The sequence below is a fragment of the Flexithrix dorotheae DSM 6795 genome (genome assembly GCF_000379765.1).
GTDB classification, from domain to species: Bacteria; Bacteroidota; Bacteroidia; order Cytophagales; family Flammeovirgaceae; genus Flexithrix; species Flexithrix dorotheae.
Genome location: NZ_KB903440.1, coordinates 109042 through 126117, shown reverse-complemented (window position 1 = coordinate 126117; position 17076 = coordinate 109042). Strand labels below are relative to the sequence as shown.

Below are 17076 nucleotides of genomic sequence, written 5' to 3'. Positions count from 1 at the left end.
CTAGAAACATGAGACGAAGCATAATTTTATTGGCAGCATTGTTAATGCTTGGACTTTCGACAAATGCCCAGGAGATATTACCGTTTCCACCAACCAAATCAGAGTCAGTAGCTGGTCCAACCATGCAGGAATCAGTTCAAAAAAAGCCTATTGAACCTCAAAGGTTACCCAAAGATGCCCCAAACATCCTAATTATATTAATTGATGATGCTGGGCCAGGAACTGCAAGTACATATGGTGGAGAAATTCAAACGCCAAACCTTACCCGAGTAGCGAATTCAGGGGTTTCTTTCAATCGATTTCATTCAACAGCGATGTGTTCACCAACCAGAGCTTCATTACTCACCGGACGGAACCATACACGTGTGGGAAATGGACAGATTGCCGAGCTTGCCAATGACTGGGACGGCTTTAGTGGGACTATACCAAAATCAAGTGCTACATTGGCTGAGGTTTTGAAAGATTACGGTTATAATACAGCTGCCTGGGGTAAATGGCACAATACTCCAGCTGCACAAACTACTTCAAAAGGGCCATTTGATTATTGGCCAACAGGGTATGGTTTTGAATATTTTTATGGATTTTTAGCAGGGGAAGCGTCACAATATGAACCCTCAATGGTAAGAAATACTACTATAGTTGAAACACCGGAAAAACTCGATGATGGTAGCCCTTACCACCTCACTGGTGATATTGCTGATGATGCTATTCAATGGTTGAGAGAGCAACAGGCATTTGCACCTGATAAACCATTTATGATGTATTGGGCAACAGGTGCAGTTCACGGTCCACATCATGTTCCAACTCAGTGGGCAGACAAGTACAAAGGCAAATTTGACGATGGTTGGGATGCTTACCGCGAAAGAGTTTTCAAAAGACAAAAAGAAATGGGATGGATTCCTCAAGATGCTGTACTTACTGAACGTGCTAAAACTATGGCTGCATGGGAGTCTATTCCCGAAGAGGAAAAGCCATTCCAACGAAGATTAATGGAGGTATTTGCAGGTTATGGAGAACATGCTGATCATCATGCAGGACGTATTTTAGATGAACTTGAAGAGCAGGGTCGGTTAGACAATACACTTGTGTTTTATATCTGGGGTGATAATGGTTCCAGTGCAGAAGGGCAAAATGGGACCATCAGTGAATTATTGGCTCAAAATGGCATTGCCACCCAAATAAAGGATCATTTGGATGCGCTTAATGAATTAGGAGGTTTAGAAGCTTTGGGTACAGAAAAAACTGATAATATGTATCATGCTGGATGGGCATGGGCAGGCAGTACACCCTATAAAAGTACCAAATTGGTAGCCGCTCATTTTGGAGGGACACGTCAGGCCATGGCAGTAAGCTGGCCCAAAAATATTGCAGCAGATAAAACTCCACGATCACAGTTTCATCATGTTGCTGATGTAGTACCTACAGTATATGATATATTAGATATTGAATTGCCAAATTTGGTTAATGGTGTACCTCAGGATCCGATTGATGGAATCAGTATGGAATACACCTTTAAAGATGCAAATGCTAAAGGACAACGAACCACCCAGTTTTTTGACATTATGGGAAGTAGAGGGATTTACCATGATGGTTGGTATGCTTGTACATTTGGCCCCAGAACACCTTGGGTTCCAGGAATGCCAAACATTGCAGAATGGGACCCCAGAGATGATAAGTGGGAATTGTACAACCTTGAAGAAGATTGGACTCAGGCTAATGATCTGGCAGAAAAAATGCCCGAAAAACTTCGAGACATGAAAGAACTCTTCATGATTGAATCTACGAAGAATAAGAACCTTCCCATTGGTGGAGGACTGTGGGTTTTGGCACACCCAGGCGACAAGCCTTCTCCCCCCTACACCGAATGGACATTCACAGGAAAAATCACTCGTATGCCAGAATTTACGGCCCCAGCAATTGGGAATAAAAACAATACGATCAATATGGAGGTAGAAATGCCCAGAAATGCAAATGGAGTACTGTACGCTATTGGAGGTTTCTCAGGTGGCCTGTCACTTTATATGAAGGATGGTTACTTGAATTATGAATATAATTTGTTCGAAATTGAAAGAACAAAAATGAAATCTCCCCAAAAAATACCCGCTGGTATGACAAAGATTGAGGTGAACAGCTCATTCCAATGGACACAGCAAAGAACACTTGAAGGTCATGTCAAAATAAAGGTAAACGGAAAAGAAGTAATGAGTGGAGTCATTCCACGTTGTGCTCCCTTAACGTTCACTGCAAATGACTGCCTGGACCTTGGTAGTGACCAGGGATCTCCAGTTTCTGAGGCTTATATTGAAAAGAAACCATTTGAATTCAATGGAAAGCTGAAAACTACTCATATCAAGTATGATGGAAAGTAAGAGGATACTTGATTAATATATAAAATCAACTGTAATCTAAATTAGAAATTCAATGGGCCTCAAGGCTCATTGAATTCTCCAATAGTATTTCATTTTTTTTGAAATATACTACCTATTCATTACTAACAGTACCAGCCGTTTTGATACATTTAAATTAATTCATCATAGTTTCAAATATATCGATATTCCCCCACCCATGCTGAATTATAAAGTTATCTGGATTTCATCGGTATTAATTTCAATAGTAGTAACTACCGGCTATGGACAATTATCCAGAAAAACGCAGGAAGTTTGGCCTTCTGTGAAGGTTTATTATAGGTTAAATGAACAGTTAAGGCTTTATGCAACAGCTGGAGGGACCAAATTGGATTCTTCAAGTTATACTGATGGATCTTTAGGCATTTTTATGGATGTATTCAGTTTTCCTGTCTTGAACATTAGGGGTATTGATCATTTTGATGAACTTCCTGGTAAGTATTTTCGGTTTAGGTTAGGGTATCAATTCACTGCATCACCGCCAAACAAAGAAGATCCTTTTGAGGAAAGTTTATTTGTAGCGCAAACTGATGGACGCTTTATCATTCCATTTGACATTGTTTTCTCTTGCAAAAACAGGATTGATCTGAGGTTTAAAAACCAGGACTTCAGTGCCAGATATCGACCAATGTTATTATTTGAAAAAAATTTAAAAACCGATTTTTTATTTTTCATGGCCTCCTGTTTCATTGAGTATTACGCAAACTTTGGACAAAGTAATTTGAACAGATTTCGGCTACAATTAGGTTTGGAATTCAAAATAACAAAGGAAATAAATTATAAAACTTTTTGGAATCATCAATTTGCCAATGACCCTTCTATTCAAAGGGTAGATGCCTTTGGGATGTCACTTAAATTTTACTTTCAAAGATTTTAGACCTTTAACTGGAATAATGGCTAATGTGCAGAAGAAGGCATTGGAAATTATTAGGTAATAAAAATCTAGGAATAAGTACTTTTCATTAAAATGGGAAGAGCTTTCATAGAGTAAAAGCATAGAATTATTTAAAAGTAATTAACGTAAGCCAAAAAGTTCTACCATAAAAATTATCGTTTAGTAATATACTGAAAAACAATTCCAAAATGGCACTTAGAATTAGGGAAATAAACTACCTAAAAATTCTGTTTAAAATACAGAAACTCCAGATATTTAAAATCCTATGAAAAATAAATCGACTTACAAATACGGTATAATTTCAGGCACACTAATACTTATTATGGGAATTTTAGGCCTAAATGGAATTGGGAATGAATATTTAATTCCATTTGAAGTATATGTAGCTGGTGGAATAGGAATATTGGGATTCAATATTTGGAAATTATTGAATTCATCCTCAACACCTCAGGATGAAAACCCTTAGATTTCCTTCAATCTAAAATGTAAATAACAGTTTAGAAACGGTTTCCACAAAGGTTATGGAAACCGTTTCAATTTTTATTAATTACCTATTTTCAACAACCAAAAACCGACCTAGTGATCATTTTCTTTATTCTGAAACCCCCAGAATAAATTGCCGGTTTCTCACGATAATAACATGGTGTATGAGGTAGGCCATTTTGTTGGAAAAATTAATGAAGGTATCGGTGGCCTGCCCAATAATTCTAGAACCACAGAAATTGACCTTCCTTCATCGGTAAAATGCATCAAAAAGATTAGAAATTATTAGATTAGGGAAAACAAAAACACATGGTGAGTAAAGTAAGCAAGTGTGCTTTATTCGGTAGATACCCCAATTTGAGAAAATGATGAGAAAATTATATTACATTTTGATTTTTTTACTATCAGTTACCTCTTGCCAATCTCAACATAATAAAATTGACACAAATAAAAAAGTTGGTGGACCATGTGAGGGTTGTGAGGCAATTTATGAATTTGGCAACCAAAGATTAACATCTATTGATACGCTTCCCGATTTTAAGCAAACTGAACCAAAATTAAAACTGACAGGAACCGTATTTGAAAAAGATGGAAAAACGCCAGCCGAAAATGTAATTTTATACATCTATCAAACCGACAGAAAAGGACTTTACGCTACAAAAGGCAACGAGAAAGGCTGGGCAAAACGGCACGGATATATTCGTGGCTGGATTAAAACAGATAAATCAGGCAAGTACACATTTTACACTTTTAGACCCGCACCTTATCCTAACGGATTAGAACCCGAACACATACACATCACCGTAAAAGAGTCAAATAAGAATGAATACTATATTGACGAATTTGTGTTTGAGGACGACCCAATGTTAACACCAAATGAAAGAAATGAATTAGAAAACCGTGGTGGTTCGGGAATAGTGCAACCAATTCTAAAAGACGGTATTCTAACTGCAAATCGAAATATCGTTTTGGGCTTAAATATTCCAAACTATGAATAAGCATTTTTTAATAATCACATTTTTAATTTCCTTAAGTTCTTGTATTGGCAAACATGATTCAGATGCTCAAAAAGCAACTATAACAGAGAAAAATCAAGAAATTGAATACCAAAGAACAGGCGACACAATAAGAATTGACCTCACGAAATCTAATATTCATTGGAAAGGGACCAAAATGAGTGGAGCGGGAAAACATGAGGGCAAAATTGAATTGAAAAGTGGTTTTCTTATAATAAATAATAAGCAGTTAATAAGCGGAAATTTTGTGATTGATATGACTACAATCGGAGTGACGGACATTCCAGAACACGAACCCATTCCGAGAAATAACTTGAATAACCACCTAAAAAGTCCGGACTTTTTTGATGTAGAGAAGTTTCCGACATCTGAATTTCAGATTACAAATGTCCATCCTGTAAGCTCAGACAGTTTACTAATATCCGGAAATTTGACTTTGAAAGATATAACTAAGAGCATTGGATTTGGAGCCAAATATCAGGGAAAATCATTCAAAACAAGATTTACTTTTGACAGGTTCCAATGGAATATTGCGTATGAAGGAAATTTTGCAGATAAAACATTAGTGGATAAGGATATTGAACTAACAATTAATTTAAAAATGGAATAGAAACTGGGGCAGAATAAAGGATCAAATTCCCCTGGTTCCGGGGGATCTTACTGATTTGGTAATTTCGATTTTTCATAATTCGTTTGGAAATTATAGATGGCCTTTATTCATTTATTGTGGCATAATGAAAACTATCAAAAAGTTGAGGCACAATAAGCAGTGGCCAGAAATATGGCTGAAGCTCTTTTTCTCCCTGAAAGTGTAGGTAAAGACAGCAGAAATTTACATACATGTAGCAGTAAAAGGTATCAGAAAAATTAAAAGTTTATTAGATTAGCCCGTATAAGAATATTGCGAGTATCAACTACTCTTAGTAGTGGTAGTTAGTAAAATGTTATAGCCAAATAATACAATGAATCTCGAACAGACTATTCACAAAATCGGAGAATCTTACCATCCATTATCTATTGAATGCCAAAGGAAATTTATAGAGAATTCTAAGCTAAACTTTTTAAAAAAAGGAGAGATTGTTGTGCGAGACGGAGAGTACTCAAAAAAGGCCTATTTAATTATTGAGGGATGTGCAAGGGCATATTACTTGAAAGATGGCAAAGACATTTCAGACTGGTTTACTTTTGAGAACCAGTTTATGGCTTCCATAATAAGTTTTTTTAGTGAAGAGCCCAGCCCCCATTATGTAGAATTTGTAGAAGATTCGACCGTTTTGGAGTTTTCAAAAGATACGGTTGACTTTCTTTCAAGAAAACACCACGATTTTGAGCGGTTTATTAGCAAGGTGGTTACCGAAACGATGCTGGGTCTTTGTGAAAGGCTGCATACCATACAATTTGCAAAAGCAGATGAAAGGTATGATCGTTTAATTACCATTTACCCAGACATTACCCAAAGGATTCCATTAACTCATATTGCCTCCTATTTAGGTATAACTCTAGAGACATTAAGTAGAATAAGAAGCCACAAAACTCGAATTTGATCTATATCAAATGATAAAACTTCCATTCAAGTGATCTTTGTAAAAAGATTTAAAAATGGAAGAAAACAAAACCCAACAAAAATCGATTTTGGGAAATTGGTGGTTACCCATCAGAAAATGGTTTTACCCCGCTTGGTTTATCTATGAAATTTCAATATGCTTTTATGATTACGGACTTTCAGTCTATAGTTATTTTATGGAGTATCACAATTCTATAGGAGCATTTGGCGCTCAAGCCTTATCCATTTTTTGTGGTGTAGCCACATTTGTTATTTGTACATTCTACCTTACCGTACCCGCGTGTATGCTTCTGTTTAAGTTCTTTAATACAAAGAATATATCAGACAACCCTGTTGAAGAAAGAATAAAACATTATCTCTGAGTATGAGTAAATGATGAATGCAAATCTAATTATTGCAGGAATACTTCTGATAGTACTTATGAAAATGTGCTATCATTTGGTGACGGCAATTGTGATTGCTCCGGTAAAATTATTAACGAGGACTTTTTGAAAAAAATCAATCAAACTTTAAGGAGTAATATTTTGGTAACAGAATTAGAATAAAAAGGCGGTTAAAAAAAGTAGAAAACCCGGACTGAAGAATTAAGGATTCTCGGCTACAGCCTTTAATAAATTACAATCATTTAATCCAGTAAATAGTATGCCCAAAAAATCTAAAATAGAGCCAATTCACATTTCAAAAAATGAGTGGTTTAAAACCCAGGAACCACCTAAAGGAGTTCTCGAAGGAGAATATTATGGATTTAATTGCGTCATCATCCGCTATTCAGTTGACGAAATCGGGAAAGGTCCAAATCTCCATGTCCATCCCTACGATGAAATATTTCACATACTAAAAGGGAAAGCAGAATTTACAGTTGGTAATAAAAAGTTGATAGCAGAAGAAGGAGACATCATAGTTGGTCCTGCAAACGTGCCTCATGGATATAAGAATCTGGGCCCAGGACGACTGGATTCTGTTGATATTCACCTTAACAGCGAGTGGATTCAATATGACCTCCCACAAGACGGTGAATCATTGACCAAATCAGAGTTATCGTGAGAAATAGGATTTTCACTTGACAGGCAATTAAACTAAAAAATTGAAGCAAATATTTAAGCTCTTCATATTAAGCAACATTGTAATCAAATTAAAAATGAAAGAAATAGACAATAATAACTCGGAAGTGATAAAAAGCTACTTTAGGGCTTTTCAAGAGGGAGATGTAGCAAGTATTTTGGACTCTTTTCACCCCGATTGTTATATCGTTAGTGTAAAAGAAGAAGAACGGCCAAAAAATCAACTCCATGGCATTTATAGAACAAAGGATGAAGCCAAACAATTTTTAACCAATATCTCCAACCTATTTAATACGAAGTCCTTTTATGTAGAACAAGTATCTTCCTATGGAGAGAATATGGTTGTGGCCAATGGCACCTTTTCTCATGAAGTTAAATCCACTGGTAAACTTTTCAATAGCGCATGGGTCCAATTATGCAAAATTAAAGATGAGAAGATAGTAGAATATCGATTCTACGAAGATTCTGCAGCACTAATTACTGCTTCAAAAACGTAACCTTTCCTTGAGCAATAATGAAAATCTCTCTCAATAAGGAGTGAACCGCTTGCAATAATTATGATTAAGGGAATATTGGCGAAAGTATCGCCATTTTTGAAGTTCTTGATAAGATTAAAGTGAACGAAACAGGATGAAGAAAATAACTAATGGTAACATTTTAATATTCCTGGGGATTATACATCCGCTTTTAGGTATTTCTCCTTTTGCTTTTGGAAAACAGTTTGCAGGATTTGCTGATAAATTCTTTTTCAAAATAAGTGAAGGGCTATCCGAATTTCCTATACTAAACGGACAAATGAACTATGAAAATTTTGCAGCATTTTGGTTTTTCTATTTTGGTATTTTACTAATTCCATTAGGGGTTTTGATCAATTACGTTGAAAAAACAAATGGACAAATCCCAAAGAATTTCATTTGGATATATTTGATTGTCGTATTGATTGGAGTTTTTATGATTCCATTCTCTGGAATGACTTTTTTTATGTTGCCACATGCCATTTATATGCTCCTTCAGAGAAAAAACAGGGGCATTAATGAAAATCTATCTCAATAAAGAGTGAATCGCTTGCAATAATTATGATTAAGGGAAAAATTACAGAAGTTGGTATTGAACCTGATTATTTAATCCATAAGCATCTTGAAGAGTCCACCTATGCCGATAATTTTAGGCTTATCTCCCAGGAATTGAATGACCTGCCCGAACCAAAAGATGTAATGATCGCCTTTTTTCTCTCATTTCCTGAATCATTTAAAATTTTACTCCACACCAGAGAATTCATTGCCAAATTACTAGGGCTAAAAACTGCACCAGAAGGCAAGAAAGAATCGAAAATTGAAAAGCTAAAAAAATTCAAAGGTAATATTGGCGACAGTATCGCCATTTTTGAAGTTCTTGAAAAGAATAACAAAGAATTATTAACCGGTCAAAGAGATACTCATCTGGATTTTAAGCTCTCATTTATCGTGTATAAGAATGATGATAAAACTTATATAGAGCTAGTCACTACGGTAATTATAAACAACAACCTTGGGAGAGTTTATTTCGGAATTGTAAAGCCATTTCATAAGTTCTATCTGAAAAGAATTTTAAAAAAAATGGAGCTCAATTTAATAAATAAGACATGGTAGGAATAGCTATTGCCCAAATCGGTCAATATGTAATCTGGATTTAGACCCGAATCAACAAAACCTTGAAACGCAATATCTAACAGGACTAACAATTATAAAACCTTCATTTACAGCAAATAAAAAATGAAAGCCATATTTTTTGCATTAGGCAGTCGAGGAGACATCGAACCTCTTTTTTCCCTGGGTGAATCTTTAAAAAAAAATGACTGGGAGGTTATATACGTTTTTCCGGAACAGTTTAAAGAAATGGTAAAAGAAAGTGGCGATAAGTTCTATGGATTCACCAAAGCGTTTATTGAAGTATTATTAGCAAGTGAAAAATCAAAAATAATCACAAGTCAAAAAGGATCAGGAATCTCAAGAATCAAAACTCTTTTTTCATTGGCCTTTAAGTCAATCAGAATCAATAAAGAAATTACCATCAAACAAAAAGAAATCATTGATTTAGAGAATCCTGATTTTGTCTTTTTCAACCAAAAGTGTGTATATCCCATCGTTTGGGGAATCAAGAACCCTAATAAAGTAATTTTTGTGCATCCTTTCCCTTGCTTTTTGCATCCGGTCGATACACATTCTATCATTGGGTTTTCAGGAGGAGGAAATTACGGTAAATTTTTGAACCGATTGAGTTATAACTTCCAAAGTTTCATCTTATCAATAGCCACTTATTTTACAACAAGGAAACTTTTACGGAAAGATGATGCTTTCAAAACGAATCCTTTTGAAATAAGGAAGTACGTATTGCATAAAATTCGTTCAATATATACCATATCCCCATCCTTTTTCCAACAACCAAACAAATGGGGAGATCATGTAGATGTAATTGGGTTTGCAGAAAGAGATAAGTGTAAGGAATGGAAACCGAAAAAGCTATTGGCAGATTTTCTTGAAAAGTATAAAGAGCAAAAGATATTCTTTATCACATTTGGAAGCATTTCAAACCCTAATCCTGAAGCCAAAACGAGGGCTATTCTTAAAGTTTTAGGAAAGCACAAAGTGCCCACAATAATCAATACTTCATGGGGAGGGTTGGTTGAAGTAAAAAACAACCCAGAGCATATAATATATGTAAACGATATTCCATACGATTGGATTTTTCCAAAAGTTTATGGTGTGGTTCATCATGGAGGCTCAGGGACAACACATTCGGCAATCAAGTACGGTTGTTCCAGCCTGATAATTCCCCATTTCATTGATCAGTTTTTTTGGAGTAAAACTATAGTTGAATTAAAGTTAGGACCTAAGGGACATGCTATCCAAAAACTAAGTGAAAGTAATTTTGAAAAATCGTTCTTAGATCTGATGAACAACGAAGTTTATAAAAAAAATGCAGAAAACATTTCTGTTGAAATGAAACATGAATTTGACATTCATAAGCTGATGAGTAAGTTAAAAAACATTAGCTAAAGCAATATTAATATGTCATTTCTACACTAAACATAATTATGGAAGCTCAATGGATAAAATGGGAATTGATTATAATATAAATCTTAAAATAGAAGAGATGATTAAACGGCTTACAACAAATAAAATCATCCATTAACCACCAAGACCATTTCCCAAAGCATATCTACGGTTACAGAAAGTTTTTATAATTAAGAAAGTAAAACTTGGGCAAATCAATTAGCTGCATTATTTAACCTGAAATCACCAATTTTCGTAGCTGTTAATTTAATACATCACCAATGAATTCAAAATTGCTAAGTCTGTTAAACGAACTTGTAAAACTAAATCCGGAGGAAGAAGAATTAATTACAAGTAGCTTCACTCCTTTAACCTTATCAAAAGGGGATTTCTTTTTAAGGGAGGGGAATGTTTGTAAGTATGTGGGATTCCTAAGAAAAGGACTTGTTCGGTATTTTGTTTTAAAAAATGAGGAGGAATCCACATTTGAATTTACCAAGGAAGGAGATTTTATTTCGGATTACTCAAGCTTTAATAGAAAGGAAAAATCTATTCAAAATATTGAAGCAATTGAAGATTGTGATTTACTGGTTATCAACCAAGAAAAACTACATTATATTTTTAATAATATTCCTAATGGAAACCATCTGGGAAGGTTAATCATTGAGCATAGGTTTGATGTAATGGTTAATCAATTATTAGCAGTTTATATGCAAAACAGTGAACAGCGTTATCAAAAATTCGTTTCGGATTATGCTGATTTAACTCAAAGAATACCCCAATATTTAATTGCTTCCTATGTAGGAGTTCAACCCCCATCATTGAGTAGGATTAGAAAAAGACTTTCAAGGTAATACTATTTCTTAACCTGGGTTAACCAGTCTAAGGCAGGCTGGAGCATACATTTGCTTTGATGTTAAACTTAAATCATAGCAAAAAATGTTGACGATAATATTTATGGTATTTGGATTTTGTTTTGTACTTGAAAGAATTATCCCAGGCTGGAAATTGCCCCAGGTGCCCACATGGACAATCAGAGTTTTAGGTGTAAATTTCATACAACTTGGCATAGTGGTGCTTGCCGGTATTTCCTGGGAAAAATGGCTTTCTTCATTTTCCCTTTTTAGTTTATCAGATTTTACAAACCCCTATCTAGGAGGTGTAATTGCCTATATCATAGCTACTTTTATATTTTATTGGTGGCATAGATGGAGACACACTGTTGACTTTTTATGGACAAGATTCCATCAAATTCACCACAGTCCTCAAAGATTAGAAGTGATTACTTCATTTTATAAACATCCACTGGAAATGACTGTAAACTCTGTAATTGGTAGCTTGCTAGTTTATACCTTACTTGGGCTGGATATAGAAGCTGGAGCCATTTATACCCTTTGCACGGCTTTAGGAGAATTTTTTTATCATACCAATGTGAAAACTCCACAATGGATTGGCTATATATTTCAACGACCTGAAATGCACAGGATTCACCATGAATACGAAAAACATACTAATAATTATGGTGATATTGTCTGGTGGGATATGCTGTTTGGGACTTATGAAAACCCCAAAGAGTTTAAAACATCTTGTGGTTTTGATAATGAAAAAGAACAGCGGTTGTTTGATATGCTAAGATTCAAAGATGTCCATAAAGAATAAAAAAATTGTCTTCAAAAAAAACTCCACCTAGGGTAAGAAAACTCAGGTGGAGTTTTTTTGATTCTGAAGGGAGATGGAATTCTAAGAAATAGTTTTCATAAATTGGATTTTTCATTCGCTGATAACAATACCCCAATTTGTTTTATTTTCAGATCCAGGGTTACCCCTGACAACCATATCAATTACTTATCTAAGTTGGAGACTGGGACACATTATCTTTCCCCCCTTAGGATTACATAATTCTATGGACAATATTTACTTTTCCAGGCTAACACAAAAAGATATCACCAAAAAATATGGCCATCCAATAGATTTAGAATTTAATCCTCAAGGTGAATTCGAAGTAGTAGAAGGAATGGCTGAAAAGCTTATAGTCTATTTAAAAGAAAATCCTTATTAATAGGTTTTGTTGGATGGAAAAATTTTGAGAACTGATTCAGGTAACAAAATGGGTATCGATCTGATAAAAAACATTTTTCGGAGGATGATTTAATTTAAACCAGGGGGTTAATTTTTTTAATTAAGTTTGTGTCAATCTGAATTTTAAGAAAATGGCAGACAAAGAAAAAACTATATTTAAACTAACAAATCCAGAACCATTTAAATGGAAAGGAATTTATGAATAGAAAAAAAGAAGGAGATGAAGGGCGTATTTGGGCAGTTTTTGCCACTTCAAAATGGTAGCATTCCGACATATAATTCACCCGAAACTAACCTCTTTTCTTCGCCTTAAAATCTTTAACCGTTTTAAACACGAAAATTAAACAACATGAAAGAAATAACTTTAAATGATGGAAATAAAATACCTGTTGTAGGTTTTGGAACATACCAATCAGTGGAAGAAGATGGAGTGCAATCCATAAAAAATGCTTTAAAAACAGGTTACAGATTGATTGATAGTGCTGCCAAATATGAAAATGAGGAAGAAGTTGGAAAAGGGATTAGTGAAAGTGGAGTCGACAGAAAGGAAATTGTGGTGACCACAAAATTGTGGCGAGAAAATTTAGGTTATGAAGAGGCTAAAAATGCCTTCGAAAAATCCCTCAAAAAACTTGGGTTGAATTATGTTGATTTGTATTTAATACATTGGCCAGCAAATGCAAAAAATTATACAAACTGGCAAAAAGCAAATGCCGAAAGTTGGCGTGCAATGGAGGAGCTACAAGCTGAAGGGAAAATAAAATCTATTGGAGTAAGCAATTTTTGGCAGGAACATTTGGAGGCTCTTTTTCAAACTGCAAACATAATTCCAGCGGTTAATCAAATTGAGTTTCACCCTGGTTATTGGCAGCCTGAATTAACCAGGTTTTGTAAAAAGAATGGCATTACTGTGGAATCCTGGTCGCCATTAGCACGGGGAAAAGTTTTTGGGAATGAAGTATTAGAAACAATCGCCAAACAACACGGTAAATCAGTTTCTCAAATTTGTTTGCGTTGGGTAATTCAACACGAAACTATTGTAATTCCGAAATCAAGTACGCCTCATAGAATAGAAGAAAATATCAATATTTTTGACTTTGAATTATCAGAGGCAGAAATGAAACAAATAAATGACCTGCCAGAGATGGGATTCAGTGGTGAATTACCCAATATATGGCCAGATGTAATTAATGTAAAAAATTAAAAAACGGCTCTTAAAAACCTTAAGCAATTGGTTGCCAAAATCCTCTTTATTGGGTCCTGGTTGGTAACTTAGAATTGAATTATGTTGGAATATAATAGAATGATGATAGATATGGAAAAGTTCTTATTAGGCGCATTGGTAATATTATTGAGTTTGAATACAAATGCACAAGAGACTAAAATTGCCTGGGATACAGGTGAGGCAAAAGAAAAAGCAAAAAAAGTATGGGAAGAAATAGATAAACGGCCAGTGGCAGACTGGTTTGGGGAGGCAAAATTCGGGATCTTTATTCATTGGGGCCCCTACTCGGTACCAGCATGGTCGCCTGCCGGAACCTATACCGAATGGTACCAATTCTGGCTACAATCTGAAAGCATTTTTGGGAACAACAATCCCGATAAAATGGCCATTCCCAACCTGCAAAAAAATCTGTATGGAGAAGAATCAAACTATTATGATTTTGCCACACAATGGAAAGCTGAGTTATATAATCCAACAGAGTGGGCTGATTTATTTAAAAAATCCGGAGCAAAATATGTAATCCTCACCTCAAAACATCACGATGGTTTTACACTCTGGCCCAATGAACATGCTCAAAACGGTAGAGGGTTTGCCTGGAATGCCATGGAGGTTGGCCCGAAACGCGATTTAATTGGACCTTATATGGAGGCTATGCAGGATGCCGGACTAAAAGCCGGGTTGTACTATTCCCTGTTCGAATGGTTTCATCCATGGTATTATCCTTTGGGTATGGATAATCAAAAATTTGTAGATGAACATTACCATCCACAATTCAAAGACCTAATCAATAAATATGCTCCAGACATTATTTATGCCGATGGTGAGTGGGAAAAAGAAGACAACTATTGGAAAAGTGGAGAACTGTTGAAGTGGGTATTTGAGGAGTCCCCTTGTAAAAAGGATGTAGTTGTTAATGACCGTTGGTTTAAAGGTTGTCGTCACAAACACGGTGGCTATTTTACCACCGAATACATGAGGGAAAATTTAGACCTGCCAAAGGTTTGGGAAGAAATTAGGGGTATTGGAACCAGCTTTGGCTACAACAGAGATGAAGACCTGGCTGATTATGCCACTTCCAAGCAGTTAATTTTAATGCTTTGTGATATAGTGTCAATGGGAGGCAATTTGTGTTTAAATGTAGGGCCAAGAGCAGATGGAAAAATTCCTGTTATTCAGCAACAGCGGCTATTGGAAATCGGGAATTGGCTAAATATTAATGGAGAAGCGATTTACGGGACAACTGCTTATAAAAAATCGTGTCAATGGAGTGAGGGAAACAGGGATATAAAATATAAACTACCCAGCCAAAGCTACACCACTGCAGATTATATTGAACGCCAAACTCTGTACCCGAAAAATGGCGATGCAGTAAAAGAATTGTTTTTTACGCAAAAGGGGGATGTAATCTATGCAATCCTACCTCAGTGGAAAGAACAAGTAATAATAAAGGATTTCAAAATTAAGAACGGTACAAAAATCACCTTACTGGGTGCAAACGAAAATTGTGAATGGAAAAATCATGGCAAAGACATAGTTGTAACGATGCCTGCTTCAGATTTGAACTGGAACATTGATCAGAATGCATTTGTCTTAAGAATCGAATAATATTTTTAAATGGTTGAAACTGATTTGTAAATACATCCAATTAGAGCTTATTTTCTTTTCATAAATAGGGCATTTTTAACTGAAAAACCTGAACTGGAAGGCTACAAATTGAGTGAAACCCAAAGCAATTGCATTCTATTAATTTTTTACAAAAACACAATTATTTATTTGGCATAGTGCTAAAAGACACCTAAAGGTTATATATCTTTAAGAATAATAATTTTGAATCCGTTCAACAGGCATTAACAAGAGATATTGTTTATCAAAGTGCTCTGGTGAATGCTATCCTCTAAAATATTAGTGGCAAATCAAGCTTCAGGATGAAAATAGAAATAGCCGAAAAGCAGGACTTAAAATCCATATTGGATTTGCAAAAGTCCTGTTATATGGAAGAAGCTGAATTATATAAAGATTTCTCCATTCCCCCTGTTACACAGACATTAAAATCTATTGAACAGGATTTTGAAAATGAATTTTTTTTGAAACTTGTGTTGAATGGTAATATAATTGGGTCTGTTCGTGGAACATTAAAAGCAGATACTTGTAAGATTGGTAGACTGATAGTGGACGAAAATTTTCGAAACAAAGGATTGGGGAAAAAACTAATGGAAGCAATTGAGCATCAATTTAAGGAAGCAAATCGTTTCGAGCTTTTTACCGGACATAAGAGTGAAAGAAACCTTTCACTATACAAAAAACTTGGATATTCAGAATTTCGAAGGCAAAAGATAAATGAAAAACTCGAATTAGTATTTTTAGAGAAAAATAACCATAAGAAAGTTACTAATAAAACTAAATCATGAAGCCCTTACTTTTATCCATTTTAATCATATTTTCAATTCAATTAGGTTTCGGTCAGGAAAATGCAGGTGTGGATTTCACAAATGTCAGTTACTTTGAAGTACTGTTACTGGCAGAAAAGGAAAATAAACCAATATTCATAGAATTCGGAGTAAACTGCGGCTACTGTCAAAAAATGAAAAAAGAGGTATTCGTAGACCCTGAAGTTGGTGAATTTTATAGTTCTAACTTCATTAACCTCGTGATTGATGAAAGCTCAGAAGTTGGGAAAGATCTTGCGGAGCGGTTCAATGTTTATAGCTACCCTACCTACTTTTATTTAAACCCAAAGGGCGAAATTGTTCATATATCCGCTAATTATAAATCACCTGAGAAAATAATTAAAGAAGGTCAAAAAGCACTTGATGAAAAAACCTACAGCCCTTCAGGCGTATGGTGGAACAAATTGAAGACCCGAAATAAGGCCACATACACCCTATTCAATACCGCCAATTCTTCATTTATGGATTTGACAGGAAAAAGTGCTGAATACTCAATTGAAAACATAAGTCTTTCTGGTTTTGAATCTGTCAGCGAAACTCAACTTAGCAAAGCCAAAAAGGAGATAGAGGAATCTCTAAATATTGAAGAGTATTATTTCAATACTTTTACCGCAGCAGTCATTTACTACCTGTCAGGTGAATTGGGAAAAGCTTATGATTATGCTCAAATGGCATTAAATGATTTTCCCCATCATATGAAATTTATGAGAACGAGAGACAGGGTATTAAACGAAATTAGAGTTCAAATAGAAACTATTCAGAAAAATCATTGAACCCAAAATCCACCAATACCGCACTTTGAAGTAAAAGGTCTTGATTTTTTATTTATTTTCCTAGCATCCTTTTGTTTCGGAGAAATCCTTTGCAAT

At 35.1% G+C, this 17076-nt stretch carries 19 protein-coding genes; all 19 read left to right on the top strand.

Annotated features, from left to right (window positions below; genetic code table 11):
* The first annotated feature begins 8 nt into the window (after positions 1-8).
* On the top strand, positions 9-2369 hold the full coding sequence (locus A3EM_RS0114200) for an arylsulfatase (protein WP_157637889.1): 2361 nt from the start codon (positions 9-11) through the stop codon (positions 2367-2369).
* Positions 2370-2565: 196 nt separating this feature from the next.
* Entirely contained in the window at positions 2566-3282 is a 717-nt protein-coding gene (locus tag A3EM_RS0114195) for a DUF2490 domain-containing protein (RefSeq protein WP_020528885.1), read from the top strand.
* Between the two features lie 283 nt (positions 3283-3565).
* Positions 3566-3766 (top strand): hypothetical protein, encoded by a 201-nt coding sequence (locus A3EM_RS47540; RefSeq protein ID WP_157637888.1) that lies wholly within the window; start codon positions 3566-3568, stop codon positions 3764-3766.
* 382 nt (positions 3767-4148) lie between these two features.
* A complete protein-coding gene (locus A3EM_RS0114180; protein ID WP_020528882.1) occupies positions 4149-4781 on the top strand; it encodes a dioxygenase family protein in 633 nt (210 codons plus the stop codon).
* Entirely contained in the window at positions 4774-5409 is a 636-nt protein-coding gene (locus tag A3EM_RS42405; RefSeq protein ID WP_020528881.1) for a YceI family protein, read from the top strand. Before A3EM_RS0114180 ends, A3EM_RS42405 begins: the two co-directional genes overlap by 8 nt.
* A gap of 352 nt (positions 5410-5761) precedes the next feature.
* Positions 5762-6343, top strand: coding sequence for a Crp/Fnr family transcriptional regulator (locus tag A3EM_RS0114165; RefSeq protein WP_020528879.1), 582 nt, complete (start codon positions 5762-5764; stop codon positions 6341-6343).
* 55 nt (positions 6344-6398) lie between these two features.
* Positions 6399-6725, top strand: a complete 327-nt coding sequence (locus A3EM_RS0114160; protein ID WP_020528878.1) for a hypothetical protein — start codon at positions 6399-6401, stop codon at positions 6723-6725.
* 280 nt (positions 6726-7005) lie between these two features.
* The gene (locus A3EM_RS0114155) at positions 7006-7407 is read left to right on the top strand and encodes a cupin domain-containing protein (RefSeq protein WP_020528877.1); all 402 of its coding nucleotides are present in this window, start codon (positions 7006-7008) and stop codon (positions 7405-7407) included.
* A 94-nt stretch (positions 7408-7501) separates the two neighbouring features.
* Positions 7502-7921: a nuclear transport factor 2 family protein gene (locus A3EM_RS0114150; protein WP_020528876.1), complete on the top strand. Its 420-nt coding sequence runs from the start codon at positions 7502-7504 to the stop codon at positions 7919-7921.
* 133 nt (positions 7922-8054) lie between these two features.
* Entirely contained in the window at positions 8055-8477 is a 423-nt protein-coding gene (locus A3EM_RS0114145; protein ID WP_020528875.1) for a DUF6463 family protein, read from the top strand.
* Positions 8478-8500: 23 nt separating this feature from the next.
* Positions 8501-9052 carry a DUF2867 domain-containing protein gene (locus A3EM_RS0114140; RefSeq protein WP_020528874.1) on the top strand — a complete coding sequence of 184 codons (552 nt, stop codon included), beginning with the start codon at positions 8501-8503 and terminating at the stop codon, positions 9050-9052.
* A 123-nt stretch (positions 9053-9175) separates the two neighbouring features.
* On the top strand, positions 9176-10459 hold the full coding sequence (locus A3EM_RS0114135) for a glycosyltransferase (RefSeq protein WP_020528873.1): 1284 nt from the start codon (positions 9176-9178) through the stop codon (positions 10457-10459).
* Between the two features lie 278 nt (positions 10460-10737).
* Positions 10738-11310, top strand: a complete 573-nt coding sequence (locus A3EM_RS0114130; RefSeq protein ID WP_020528872.1) for a Crp/Fnr family transcriptional regulator — start codon at positions 10738-10740, stop codon at positions 11308-11310.
* Between the two features lie 85 nt (positions 11311-11395).
* Positions 11396-12115 (top strand): sterol desaturase family protein, encoded by a 720-nt coding sequence (locus A3EM_RS0114125; protein ID WP_026210291.1) that lies wholly within the window; start codon positions 11396-11398, stop codon positions 12113-12115.
* Between the two features lie 244 nt (positions 12116-12359).
* Positions 12360-12515 carry a hypothetical protein gene (locus A3EM_RS47535; protein WP_020528869.1) on the top strand — a complete coding sequence of 52 codons (156 nt, stop codon included), beginning with the start codon at positions 12360-12362 and terminating at the stop codon, positions 12513-12515.
* 369 nt (positions 12516-12884) lie between these two features.
* Positions 12885-13739, top strand: coding sequence for an aldo/keto reductase (locus A3EM_RS0114110; RefSeq protein ID WP_020528868.1), 855 nt, complete (start codon positions 12885-12887; stop codon positions 13737-13739).
* 111 nt (positions 13740-13850) lie between these two features.
* On the top strand, positions 13851-15365 hold the full coding sequence (locus tag A3EM_RS0114105) for an alpha-L-fucosidase (RefSeq protein ID WP_157637891.1): 1515 nt from the start codon (positions 13851-13853) through the stop codon (positions 15363-15365).
* 320 nt (positions 15366-15685) lie between these two features.
* Entirely contained in the window at positions 15686-16168 is a 483-nt protein-coding gene (locus A3EM_RS0114100; RefSeq protein WP_020528866.1) for a GNAT family N-acetyltransferase, read from the top strand.
* Positions 16165-16980: a thioredoxin family protein gene (locus tag A3EM_RS0114095; RefSeq protein ID WP_020528865.1), complete on the top strand. Its 816-nt coding sequence runs from the start codon at positions 16165-16167 to the stop codon at positions 16978-16980. Before A3EM_RS0114100 ends, A3EM_RS0114095 begins: the two co-directional genes overlap by 4 nt.
* Positions 16981-17076 lie beyond the last annotated feature (96 nt).

Excerpts from the sequence above, each read along its gene's own strand:
- A3EM_RS0114135 (WP_020528873.1), top strand. The coding sequence starts at position 9,176 with ATGAAAGCCATATTTTTTGCATTAGGCAGTCGAGGAGACATCGAACCT.
- A3EM_RS0114200 (WP_157637889.1), top strand. The coding sequence starts at position 9 with ATGAGACGAAGCATAATTTTATTGGCAGCATTGTTAATGCTTGGACTT.
- A3EM_RS0114100 (WP_020528866.1), top strand. The coding sequence starts at position 15,686 with ATGAAAATAGAAATAGCCGAAAAGCAGGACTTAAAATCCATATTGGAT.
- A3EM_RS0114105 (WP_157637891.1), top strand. The coding sequence starts at position 13,851 with ATGGAAAAGTTCTTATTAGGCGCATTGGTAATATTATTGAGTTTGAAT.
- A3EM_RS0114140 (WP_020528874.1), top strand. The coding sequence starts at position 8,501 with ATGATTAAGGGAAAAATTACAGAAGTTGGTATTGAACCTGATTATTTA.
- A3EM_RS47535 (WP_020528869.1), top strand. The coding sequence starts at position 12,360 with ATGGACAATATTTACTTTTCCAGGCTAACACAAAAAGATATCACCAAA.
- A3EM_RS0114165 (WP_020528879.1), top strand. The coding sequence starts at position 5,762 with ATGAATCTCGAACAGACTATTCACAAAATCGGAGAATCTTACCATCCA.
- A3EM_RS47540 (WP_157637888.1), top strand. The coding sequence starts at position 3,566 with ATGAAAAATAAATCGACTTACAAATACGGTATAATTTCAGGCACACTA.
- A3EM_RS0114160 (WP_020528878.1), top strand. The coding sequence starts at position 6,399 with ATGGAAGAAAACAAAACCCAACAAAAATCGATTTTGGGAAATTGGTGG.
- A3EM_RS0114145 (WP_020528875.1), top strand. The coding sequence starts at position 8,055 with ATGAAGAAAATAACTAATGGTAACATTTTAATATTCCTGGGGATTATA.
- A3EM_RS0114155 (WP_020528877.1), top strand. The coding sequence starts at position 7,006 with ATGCCCAAAAAATCTAAAATAGAGCCAATTCACATTTCAAAAAATGAG.
- A3EM_RS0114095 (WP_020528865.1), top strand. The coding sequence starts at position 16,165 with ATGAAGCCCTTACTTTTATCCATTTTAATCATATTTTCAATTCAATTA.
- A3EM_RS42405 (WP_020528881.1), top strand. The coding sequence starts at position 4,774 with ATGAATAAGCATTTTTTAATAATCACATTTTTAATTTCCTTAAGTTCT.
- A3EM_RS0114125 (WP_026210291.1), top strand. The coding sequence starts at position 11,396 with ATGTTGACGATAATATTTATGGTATTTGGATTTTGTTTTGTACTTGAA.
- A3EM_RS0114195 (WP_020528885.1), top strand. The coding sequence starts at position 2,566 with ATGCTGAATTATAAAGTTATCTGGATTTCATCGGTATTAATTTCAATA.
- A3EM_RS0114180 (WP_020528882.1), top strand. The coding sequence starts at position 4,149 with ATGATGAGAAAATTATATTACATTTTGATTTTTTTACTATCAGTTACC.
- A3EM_RS0114110 (WP_020528868.1), top strand. The coding sequence starts at position 12,885 with ATGAAAGAAATAACTTTAAATGATGGAAATAAAATACCTGTTGTAGGT.
- A3EM_RS0114150 (WP_020528876.1), top strand. The coding sequence starts at position 7,502 with ATGAAAGAAATAGACAATAATAACTCGGAAGTGATAAAAAGCTACTTT.
- A3EM_RS0114130 (WP_020528872.1), top strand. The coding sequence starts at position 10,738 with ATGAATTCAAAATTGCTAAGTCTGTTAAACGAACTTGTAAAACTAAAT.